Genomic DNA, 11,618 nt, shown 5'->3' with positions numbered 1-11,618 from the left:
CACCAAATAAAATGCACAAGCAAAGCACCTTGAAAAGAAAACAGTATAAATCAAAAAAGCTGAACAATGGGAACATTGTTCAGCTTTAATTAATAAATTTAATCCTTTAATAATCTGTATCGGTTATTTAGGACTAGACATTTTAAAAAATTAATCGTTAAGTTTCAATACCGCCATAAATGCTTCCTGCGGAATTTCTACATTCCCAACCTGACGCATACGTTTTTTCCCTTTTTTCTGCTTTTCAAGAAGTTTTCTTTTTCGGGAGATATCTCCACCATAACACTTGGCGGTAACATCTTTTCGTAATGCTTTTACCGTTTCACGGGCGATAATCTTTGCACCAATTGCCGCTTGAATTGGAATATCAAACTGCTGTCTTGGAATAAGTTCCCTAAGCTTTTCGCACATCTTTTTTCCAATATCATAAGCATTATCAACGTGCAGTAATGCGGAAAGCGCATCTACCTTATTGGCATTAAGCAGGATATCCACTTTTACAAGTTTGGACTGTCGCAACCCAATAGGAGAATAGTCAAAAGACGCATATCCTCTCGATACGGTTTTTAGTCTGTCGTAAAAATCGAAAACTATTTCTGCCAGGGGCATATCAAAACTGAGTTCAACTCTTTCAGGAGTTAAATATGTTTGATTGGTAATCTCCCCGCGTTTCTCGATACACAAATTCATCACTGGACCAACATAATCGGCTTTGGTGATGATACTTGCCTTAATATAGGGTTCTTCCACACGGTTGAGGGAGGAAGGTTCAGGAAGATCTGAAGGATTGTTTACCAGAATAACCTCCTCTGGGTTCTTGTTGGTATAGGCATGGTAAGATACGTTGGGTACCGTAGTTATAACGGTCATATCAAATTCCCGCTCAAGACGTTCCTGTATAATCTCCAGGTGTAACATTCCAAGAAAACCACAACGGAAACCAAATCCGAGAGCAGCAGAACTTTCAGGAGTGAAAACCAGCGAAGCGTCATTAAGCTGAAGTTTTTCCATAGAAGCTCTCAACTCTTCGTAATCCTCAGTGTCTACAGGATAAATCCCGGCGAAAACCATTGGTTTCACATCCTCAAAACCGGCAACAGCCTCGGTGGTTGGATTTTTTGCATCAGTAATAGTATCACCTACTTTTACTTCCCGGGCATCTTTAATTCCCGTGATGAGGTAACCAACATCTCCGGTTTTAATTTCTTTTTTAGGATGTTGTTTTAGTTTCAGGGTTCCTACTTCATCGGCATAATAATCTTTCCCCGTGGCTACAAATTTTATATGTTGCCCCTTTTTTATACTCCCGTTAATCACCCTAAACAAAGTCTCTACGCCACGGAAGGGATTATAAACAGAATCGAAAACAAGTGCTCTTAAAGGCGCATCTACTTTTCCGCTAGGTGCTGGTATTCGGGTGATAATGGCGTGTAGAATCTCCTCTATTCCCAGGCCGGTTTTGGCGCTGGCAGGAATAACATCAGAAGCATCACAGCCCAGAAGATCTACGATATCATCGGTAACTTCTTCAGGATTAGCACTGGGAAGATCAACTTTATTTAGAACCGGGATAATTTCCAGGTCGTTTTCCAGAGCAAGATAAAGGTTTGAGATTGTTTGAGCCTGTATGCTTTGAGCAGCATCAACTATAAGAAGGGCTCCTTCACAGGCCGCAATAGACCGGGAAACTTCATAGGAAAAATCTACGTGACCAGGAGTATCGATGAGGTTTAGAACATAACTTTCACCTTCATGAATATAATCCATCTGGATAGCATGACTTTTAATAGTGATGCCACGCTCGCGTTCCAAATCCATACTGTCCAGCAATTGTTCCTGTTTTTCCCGATCAGTAACCGAACCTGTAAAATCCAGTAACCTGTCAGCCAGGGTACTTTTTCCATGATCAATGTGAGCAATTATGCAGAAGTTTCTAATATGCTTCATAAAAAATTTTGAGTGAGTCTGTTCAAAAAGATTTGTTTCGTTAGTAGAATTCTCTTATGTATCTAAAAAACAATACTATAAAATCAAATCTAAGGATTTCCAGCACTTTTTGACAGCCCCGAATTTAAGGCTACAAATATAGTTTATTTAAGCCGTTTCCAATATAGATAGAAAACAAGTTTATTCTTGGAGGAAAAACTTTATAACTTCTTTTATAAATAAAAAAATAAGAAATCTATTGTTATTTCTTAAAAAAACTTAGGTAAGTGTCTATCCGTTCTAAAAAAGTTTCTTTTTTTTGTAAGTAGGATTTTTGGTTTAAGTTTATTAGTGCTTAATAAGCCTTCCAAAATCTCAACTAATTAATAAAACTAAAAAATGGGAGTACAGGATCAATCAAGTAGTCAAAGCACTAACAGGTCAATAATCATTATAGGTGCGTTATTTTTTATTTTCGGATTTGTTACCTGGCTAAATTCTGTGCTGATTCCCTTTTTAAAAACAGCCAGCCAATTAAATAATTTTGAATCTTACCTTGTTGCTTTTGCTTCTTACATCTCTTATTTTGTAATGGCAATTCCTTCTGCATGGGTTTTAAAGAAAACGGGCTTTAAAAACGGAATGTCTCTTGGGCTTGTGGTTATGGCAATTGGGGCTTTGATTTTTATTCCCGCAGCTATGTCCAGAACTTATGCAATGTTTCTTTTTGGATTGTTCGTTCAGGGGACGGGGCTCGCTTTACTGCAATCGGCAGCAAACCCATATATCACTATTCTTGGCCCGATAGAAAGTGCTGCCAAGCGAATTAGTATAATGGGAATTGCCAATAAAGTAGCCGGGGCTTTAGCTCCAATAATTTTTGGTGCGATCCTGTTAAAAAATATGGATGCTATAGAAGCAAGACTGGAAGGAATGGGGGCGGCCGCAAAAGCAGCTGAACTTGATGAACTTGCCTCTCTGGTAATTACGCCGTATGTCGTCATGGCTGTTATTTTGGTTGGTCTTTCTGTTCTAATCTATTATTCGGCCTTGCCCGAAATTGAAACCGATGGGGAAGATGAAACCCTTGCTGCTGCCAATAAAAGCAAAACCAGCGTCCTTCAGTTTCCTAATTTATTATTAGGAACCCTCGCGATGTTCTTATATGTGGGGGTAGAAGTAATTGCAGGTGACACCGTAATTAGCTACGCCCGTGATGGGCAGGGAATTTCCACAGATATTGCTAAATATTTCACTACTTATACCTTAATTGCAATGATTGTGGGTTACTTAATTGGTACTGTCACTATTCCGAAATATATCAGCCAGCAAAAAGCATTGCAGATTTCGGGTATTCTTGGAATTATCCTTGGCCTGAGCGCAATTTTTACTGATGGTTATATTTCAGTGCTTTCTATTTCTCTATTAGGTTTAGCTAACGCTTTAGTATTTCCTGCTATTTGGCCTCTAGCATTAAACGGATTAGGAAGATTTACTAAAATGGGTTCTTCATTCCTAATTATGGCGCTGGCCGGCGGAGCTATATTGCCGCTTGTTTATGGTTATTTAGCCGATACTTTTGATACACAGTCGGCTTATTGGATTGTAATACCTAGTTACCTTTATATTTGGTTCTTCGCAGCCAAAGGACACAAAATTAAATAAACCTTTTAGTTATGAAAAATACCATATTAAACTTAATATCTATACTGATGTTGTGGCTTCCATTTGGGGGCGCTGCTCAGGAAGTTATTGCAGAAAATCCGGCAATTATACCGCAGCCGGCAGAAATTCTATGGAAAGAGGGTGTTTTTACTCTTCCAGAAAAAACAGTGGTTTGTTACAATTCCGAAGCGAAAGCATCGGCTGCCTGGCTGCAACAATTGCTGAAAAACACCAATACCCAAAGCTTCCCGATGGAGGGAGAAGATTGTCTTGGATTTTCATTAAAAATAGATAAAACCCTGAAGGAAAGCCTTGGGGACGAGGGCTATAAACTTAATATCACCGAAAACAAGGTGAGTCTTCTGGCAGCCACTGAAGCCGGATTGTTTTATGCGATCCAAAGCCTTAGACAAATGTTTCCTGCAGAAATAGAAACCGAAAAGATCTCTGGAAAAATTAAATTAAAACAGGTAGCTATCACCGATGTACCAAAGTATGAATGGCGTGGCACTATGATCGATATCTCAAGAAGTTTCTTTGGCCCCGAATACATTAAAAAACACTTAGACCGAATGGCTTTTTATAAGCTTAACCGGCTACATCTTCATCTTACCGACGATCAGGGATGGAGAATTGAGATCAAACAATTACCTAAACTTACTGAAGTTGGTAGTAAAGGAGCTGTGAAAGGTGGGAGATCCGGATTTTTAACCCAGGATGAATATAAAGATATCCAGGAATATGCCGCTGCCAGAAATATTATTATAATTCCCGAAATAGACATGCCGGGGCATAATTACTCTGCCCTTATGGCCTACCCTGAACTCAATTGCGATGAATTCGCCAATCTAACTCCGGCCCGGGCTACACCTCCTGCATTATATCACGAATACAATGTTGGTTGGAGCAAGTTTTGTCTGGAGAATCCTGAAACCTACGATTTTGTAGCTACAGTAATGGGAGAAATGGCCGAAATAACCGAAGGTCCATGGCTGCATATTGGAGGAGATGAGATCGAAGATCCTTTATACGAAGAGTTTATGGTAAAAGCCGATTCAATCGTGAGAGGTTTGGGTAAAACAACTATAGGATGGGAGGAAGCTACCAAGGCAGAAGTTGATTCAAGTTTTATAAGTCAGCGCTGGCACGGGGAGGTTGAAAGTGTAGTAGACGTTAAGGTAATTGAATCTATTTGCTCAAGTTTTTATTTTGATCATGCTAATGTTGAAGGTCAGGAGTCTACCAATAACTGGTGCAAGGAAGATGGAGTTTCATTGAAAAATGTATATGATTTTAAATCTGATAATCCAAGTGTACTTGGGGTGGAAGCACCGGTGTGGACAGAAATGGTCTTAAGCGATTCAGCGCTTGATGATAGGTTCTGGCCAAGAAGTATTGCTCTGGCTGAAGTGGGTTGGAGTAAAACTGAAAACCGTGAGTATAAGGATTTTTTAAATAGACTTGGAAAACATGGGGAAAGACTGGATAGAATGAAGGTTGATTATTACCGTACTCCTGAAGTTAACTGGAATTCAGAAAGAAGTAACGGAGTTTTCTCTGGATTTATACCTTTTTCAAAATAAAAAAATTGCTGTGAAAATGAAGAAAAACCCTGATACTGAAAGATCTTCTAACTATAACGATTTAGAGAAGATGAGCACTACTGAGTTGCTCACCAATATTAATGAGGAGGACAAAAGTGTTCCGAAAAGCGTGGAGAAACAAATTCCAGCCATTCAGATACTGGTGGATATTATTGTTTCCAAAATGGAAAACGGGGGACGACTTTTCTATATAGGAGCCGGGACCAGTGGCAGATTGGGGGTCTTAGATGCTTCTGAATGTCCACCAACTTTCGGGGTAACCGATGATATGGTCATTGGGCTTATTGCCGGAGGTGATACTGCCTTAAGAAATGCCGTGGAAAACGCTGAGGATGACACTCAGCAAGCCTGGAAAGACCTGCAGAAATATAAAATTTCGAAAGAAGATATCCTGGTGGGCATTGCCGCCTCAGGAACTACTCCATATGTGATAGGAGGAATTAAAGATGCTCGGGATAATGGAATAGTTACCGGCTGCATAACCTGTAGCTCAGGCAGTCCACTCGCTGAAGCTTCAGAATACCCAATTGAAGTAGTAACAGGTCCCGAGTTCGTTACCGGAAGTACCAGAATGAAAGCCGGTACCGCCCAAAAGCTGGTATTGAATATGATCTCTACTTCGGTTATGATCAAATTAGGCCGGGTAAAAGGCAATAAGATGGTGGATATGCAACTTTCCAATAAGAAGCTCGTTGGCCGGGGAACCAGGATGATCATGGAGGAACTTGATGTTGATGAAGCCAAGGCGGCTGACCTTTTAAAAAAATATGGCAGTGTGCGTAAGGCGGTTAGTAACTCAAAAAATGAATTTAAATAAGAATCATACTAAATTTGTCAATTACTCCGGCGTCTTCAAATATAGATTACTGGAGGGAATACTAATGAATATAATCTTTCAATAAAAGAGAAAGCGGCACATCTATAGTGCCCCTTTCTCTTTTATTTTTTTGCTGAATAGCTACTTACTTTATTCCGAAAATTATGAGTTTTAAATCCATATTCTACTTTCTTGTATTAAGCACAATTCTTGTTTCCTGTAAATCTACTCAACCGTCCCCCGAGATGCCGGCAGGAGAGATCGGGCCAAAAGACACCATGGGTGTTCATAAACCAAAAGTTCCTTCCCGGCTAAATGAAAAATTTGGCGGAATCACCCCCTGGAATCCTAAAACTCCAAAAAATATTGAGGAATTCCGAGCTGCCTGGGTAGCCACAGTTGCTAATATTAACTGGCCCAGCAAACCGGGTCTTTCTACTTCAGAACAACAAAGAGAGGCCTTGGAACTACTTGATTTTTTAGAAGAGCATAATTTTAATGCGGTGGTTTTTCAGGTTCGACCACAGGCTGATGCGCTATATAAAAGTGAGTTGGAACCCTGGTCTTACTATCTTACTGGGCAACAGGGAAAAGCCCCCGAACCATATTACGATCCGCTAAAATTCTGGATAAATGCAGCCCATAAACGTGGTCTGGAGCTTCACGTTTGGCTAAATCCATATCGGGCGCATCATACTGCCGGAAAAGAAATCAGTGAAAAGTCGGTTATAAAAACCAATCCTGATCTAGTGATTGAATTGCAAAACGGGATGTGGTGGATGGATCCATCCCAAAAAGGAACCCAGGACCATTCACTGGCCGTAGTGATGGACCTGGTAAAAAGATATGACTTAGACGGGGTGCATTTTGATGATTATTTCTATCCTTATGATTCTTATAACAATGGAGAGGATTTCCCCGATGATAATAGTTGGAGAGCATACCAGGCTGCCGGAGGAGAACTTTCCCGTGGAGATTGGCGTCGGGAAAGTGTAAATACCTTTATTAAAAGGGTTTACACCGAAATAAAAGCAGAGAAACCTCATGTAAAATTCGGATTAAGCCCATTTGGAATCTGGCGTCCCGGTTACCCTGAATCTGTTACCGGTTACGACCAGTATGAAAAACTTTATGCTGATGCTAAACTTTGGCTTAATGAAGCCTGGATAGATTATTATACTCCACAGTTGTATTGGCAAATCAATAGCTTTGGCCAGAGTTTCCCCGAGCTTTTAGGATGGTGGCAAAGTGAAAATACCAAACAACGTCATTTGTGGCCAGGAATGAATGTAGGGCTGGGAGGTGACGAAAAAAATATAGATGAAACCATAAATCAGATAATGATCACCCGGGGGATGCTTCCCGAAAGCAAAGGAGCAGTACACTGGAGTATTGGTCCTTTGTTAAAGCATAAGGAACTTTCAACTGCTATTAAAGAAGGTCCTTACAACAAAAAGAGCCTGGTACCGCCTAGCCCCTGGCTGGATAATAAACCTCCAAAAAGCCCAAAAGTGAGTACCCGTGCCGAGAATGACAGAGTAGTTATTTCCTGGGAGCACGAAGAAGAAGAGGATGTTTTTCGCTGGGTTGTTTACTTTCAATATGAAGAAGGAAACTGGGATTACAAGATTCTAAGCAGCGATGCACGCACTCAGAATTTACAAAGAATTGTTGGTGATCAGGAACGGAAACTGGAGAAAATAGGAATCACTGCGGTAGATAGAAGCGGAAACCAAAGTGAATTCAAAGAGATTGTAATAAAATAAACCCCTTGTATGTCCCCCATTTTAGTCTTTAGCATCATCGCCGGATATTTTCTTATGTTGATGGCCATAAGCCATTTCACCTCACGAAAGGCCGATAACGCGACCTATTTCACTGCAAATCGTCAGTCACCCTGGTTCCTGGTGGCTTATGGAATGGTAGGCGCTACTTTATCGGGGGTGACTTTTATCTCTGTACCCGGAGAGGTTGGAAATTCAAACTGGACTTATTTGCAATTTGTACTGGGGAACCTGGTAGGGTATGCGGTAATTGCATTGGTATTAATTCCATTATTCTATAAACTTCGGCTAATTTCAATTTATGAATATTTAAAAGATAGGTTTGGCCAGAACTCCTACTATACGGGGGCTTCATTTTTCCTTATTTCTCAAACCATTGGTGCCTCTTTCAGGCTTTTTCTTGCTGCCTTGGTGTTGCAGATCGCTTTTTTTGATGCTTTCGGAATTCCTTTTTGGGTCACGGTTTTAATAACAATTGGATTGATCTGGCTATATACTTTTCGCGGAGGCATAAAAACGATTGTATGGACAGATACCCTACAGACAACATTTCTATTGTTGGCAGTGCTCATTAGTATCTTTGTAATCGTTGATCATATGGAGCTTGAGCTTACCCAGGTATTTTCTGTAGTTTCTGAAAGCAGTATGTCTGATGTTTTCGACTGGGACTGGCGTTCCAACAGCAATTTTTTTAAGAGTTTTCTGGCTGGTATTTTTATAACCATTGCAATGAATGGCCTGGATCAAAATGTAATGCAGAAGAACCTTACCTGTAAAAACCAGAAAGATGCGCAGAAAAATATTTTTTGGTTTTCCATTACATTCCTGATATCTACCGTCTTATTTCTTGCTTTAGGTGTTTTGCTTTATAAATATGCGATGGACCAGGGTATCGCAATCCCGGAACGCTCAGATGACCTCTATCCGCTACTTGCACTGAACCACTTTGGAATCCTGGCCGGTATTGTGTTCTTGTTAGGAATTATCGCAGCAGCCTTTTCAAGCGCCGATTCAGCTTTAACTGCCTTAACAACTTCCTTTTGTGTAGATATCCTGGATATAGAAAAACGAAAGGGTGACCAGAAAAGAACCCGGATGCTGGTTCACATAGGTTTTACTATTCTAATGTTCTTTGTGATCGTGATTTTTAACGCGGTTAATGATAGCAGTGTTGTTAGTGCAGTGTTTAAAGTTGCGGGCTTTACTTATGGTCCATTACTAGGCTTATTTGTATATGGTTTATTAACCCGTAATCCCGTAAAAGATAAATGGGTACCTCTCATATGTATTATCTCTCCAATTATTTCGGTAATTTTAGATTGGAATTCCGCACAATGGTTTAATGGTTATCAGTTCGGATTTGAAATTCTCCTGGTGAATGCGGCTATTACTATTATAGGCCTTTTTGCTCTTTATAGACCTAGGCCTGTAAATATATAATTAAACACCTATGAAAACATTTTTCAGATTCATCATGTTGGTACTATACTTTGCGAGCCCTATTTCCTTGCAGGGACAACCAAAGGCTGAGGAAGTTTTTATCCGATTAAATCAAGCAGGTTACTTAGAGGAAGATCATAAAGTGGCCATTGTATTTTCAGATGAGAGACCTGATAGAAAATTCGTTATAATTGAGGCAGAATCAGGAGAGGAAATATATAAAGGGAAACTACAACCCGGTAAGAAGCGGGATTGGGGAAATTTCAAACACTATTTTAAGGCTGATTTTTCTGAAGTAAGCCTACCTGGAAAATATTACCTCTTAATGGAAAATTCAGGAGTAAAATCGAAAAAATTCGGGATTGGCCGGGATTATTCTTATAAAAACCACCATGAAGATTTGATTGGATTTATGCGCCAACAGCGATGTGGATATAATCCCTTTCTGGATATGGTATGCCATCAGCGTGATGGACGAAGCATGTATGGCCCCATGCCCGATTCCACTTTCGTTGATCTCAGCGGTGGGTGGCATGATGCAGGAGATCAATTAAAATATTTAATTACTTCCAGTAACGCTACCGCTAAAATGCTGAAAGCTTATGAGCTTCTACCGGAAAAGTTTGCAGATAAGGTAAATGCTTTAGGGCAGGAGGGGAGCAATGGCATTCCGGATGTTTTAGACGAGGCCAAATGGGGATTGGACTGGATCCATAAAATGCACAGTGGTCCCGGCAAACTTTTTCACCAGGTAGCCGATGACAGGGATCATTTGGGAATGAAATGGCCCGATAAAGATTCTTCTGATTACGGATGGGGACCAAACTCTTATCGAGTGGCTTACTTTGCCACTGGAGAACCTCAGGGTCTTAAGGAATATAAAAGTGAGGCTACAGGGATTGCAAACCTGGCAGGCAGAACTGCTGCTGCAATGGCTCTTGGCGCAAGAATCTGGAAAGAATTCGATCCTGTCTATGCTGAAAAATGCCGAATTGCAGCCAAAGATCTGTATGAAATGGGAAGAGCACAGGAAGGCTTTCAGCAAGGAAATTCTTTTGGTGCACCTTACCGATACAACGAAGACACCTGGGCCGATGATATGGAGTGGGCAGCCGCCGAGTTATTCATTAATACCGGGAAAGAAACTTATTTAGATAATGCTAAAACTTATGCTGATATGGCTAATTCGGTTTCATGGATGGATAAGGAAGAGGCTGATCATTACAGGTATTATCCTTTTTTCAATATCGGGCACTATGTCCTGTATGAGCATGTAGATAAAGCTTTCCAACAAAAACTGGCGCAGTATTACAGGGATGGGATTAAAGCTACTGTAAAGCGGGGGCAAGGAAACCCTTTTCAGATAGGGGTTCCTTTCATCTGGTGTTCCAATAATTTAGCCGCTAATCTAATCTCCCAGATAATACTTTATGAAGAAATGACCGGTGATTATCAGTATCATGATTTCATGCTGGCACAAAGGGATTGGCTTTTAGGAAATAACCCCTGGGGAACGTCTATGTTTATGAATATTCCGGAAAATGGCGAATATCCGGAAGAGGTACATACCAGTATCTGGTATCTTACAGGAAAAGAAGTTCCTGGAGGATTAGTGGATGGTCCGGTTTATAAAAGCGTTTATGAAAATTTGAAAGGCCTAAGCCTGAAAGAGGAAGATGAATTTGCTAAGTTTCAGACTGATTTTGTAGTTTATCACGATGATTTTGGAGATTATTCTACCAATGAACCAACCATGGATGGTACGGCCGATGCAATCTTCTTTATGGCCTGGTTCGCCAGGGATGTCGAAGACAATAATGAATAAAAAAATAATAATGAAACTCGAATTTCATCCATATAATCTTGAATTAAAAAATACCTTCACCATTAGTCACGGTTCCCGTGATTTTCAGCCTACATTAATTGTGGCGGTAAGTGATGGTGGTTTTACCGGCTACGGAGAAGCTACCGCAACTTCCTATTACGGAGTCAGTATAGAAAAGATGCAGGAGGATATTAAAAAACTGGAGCCCTTGCTCGCTAAAAATATTCATAAAACTCCGGAAGAGATCTGGGAGCTTACCTGGCCTAAGTTAAAACAGAATCCTTTTGCACAATGTGCTCTGGATATCGCCCTGCATGATCTCCACGGAAAAAGAAACGGGCAGCCGCTCTATAAAATGTGGGGACTCGATATCAGCAATATTCCGCTTACCAATTATACCATTGGCATCGATACGATTGAAAAAATGGTGCAGAAGATCAAAGATTTCCCCTGGCCATTGTATAAGATCAAACTCGGTACTGAGGATGACGTAGCTATCATTCGTGAGCTCAGGAAACATACCGATTCAGTTTTTCGGGTCGATGCAAACGCCGCCT

The 11,618-nt window shown here is 40.5% G+C and carries 7 protein-coding genes and 1 pseudogene; 7 read left to right on the top strand and 1 reads right to left on the bottom strand.

Annotated features, from left to right (window positions below; all coding sequences use genetic code 11):
* Positions 1-150 precede the first annotated feature (150 nt).
* Entirely contained in the window at positions 151-1,947 is a 1,797-nt protein-coding gene (gene lepA / locus VIM94_RS08595) for a translation elongation factor 4 (RefSeq protein ID WP_332038884.1), read from the bottom strand.
* Positions 1,948-2,325: 378 nt separating this feature from the next.
* Here lepA and VIM94_RS08590 point away from each other — a divergent pair, with 378 nt between their 5' ends.
* The 7 genes and pseudogenes from VIM94_RS08590 to VIM94_RS08560 form a co-directional block, all read left to right on the top strand.
* Positions 2,326-3,591: a sugar MFS transporter gene (locus tag VIM94_RS08590; RefSeq protein ID WP_332038883.1), complete on the top strand. Its 1,266-nt coding sequence runs from the start codon at positions 2,326-2,328 to the stop codon at positions 3,589-3,591.
* 11 nt (positions 3,592-3,602) lie between these two features.
* Positions 3,603-5,174 (top strand): beta-N-acetylhexosaminidase, encoded by a 1,572-nt coding sequence (locus tag VIM94_RS08585; protein ID WP_332038882.1) that lies wholly within the window; start codon positions 3,603-3,605, stop codon positions 5,172-5,174.
* A gap of 4 nt (positions 5,175-5,178) precedes the next feature.
* Positions 5,179-6,012 carry an N-acetylmuramic acid 6-phosphate etherase gene (murQ, locus tag VIM94_RS08580; RefSeq protein ID WP_332038885.1) on the top strand — a complete coding sequence of 278 codons (834 nt, stop codon included), beginning with the start codon at positions 5,179-5,181 and terminating at the stop codon, positions 6,010-6,012.
* Positions 6,013-6,176: 164 nt separating this feature from the next.
* The gene (locus VIM94_RS08575; protein WP_332038881.1) at positions 6,177-7,778 is read left to right on the top strand and encodes a glycoside hydrolase family 10 protein; all 1,602 of its coding nucleotides are present in this window, start codon (positions 6,177-6,179) and stop codon (positions 7,776-7,778) included.
* Positions 7,779-7,787: 9 nt separating this feature from the next.
* A complete protein-coding gene (locus VIM94_RS08570; RefSeq protein WP_332038880.1) occupies positions 7,788-9,236 on the top strand; it encodes a sodium:solute symporter in 1,449 nt (482 codons plus the stop codon).
* A gap of 10 nt (positions 9,237-9,246) precedes the next feature.
* Entirely contained in the window at positions 9,247-11,061 is a 1,815-nt protein-coding gene (locus VIM94_RS08565; RefSeq protein ID WP_332038879.1) for a glycoside hydrolase family 9 protein, read from the top strand.
* 10 nt (positions 11,062-11,071) lie between these two features.
* Positions 11,072-11,618: pseudogene (locus tag VIM94_RS08560) on the top strand (dipeptide epimerase); the annotation flags it as partial.

Origin of the sequence: Salegentibacter sp., from assembly GCF_036568425.1 — a bacterium.
In the GTDB taxonomy this organism is placed as follows: Bacteria; Bacteroidota; Bacteroidia; order Flavobacteriales; family Flavobacteriaceae; genus Salegentibacter.
The sequence above is the reverse complement of the archived record's forward strand: the minus strand, read 5'-3'. Positions and strand labels throughout refer to the sequence as shown.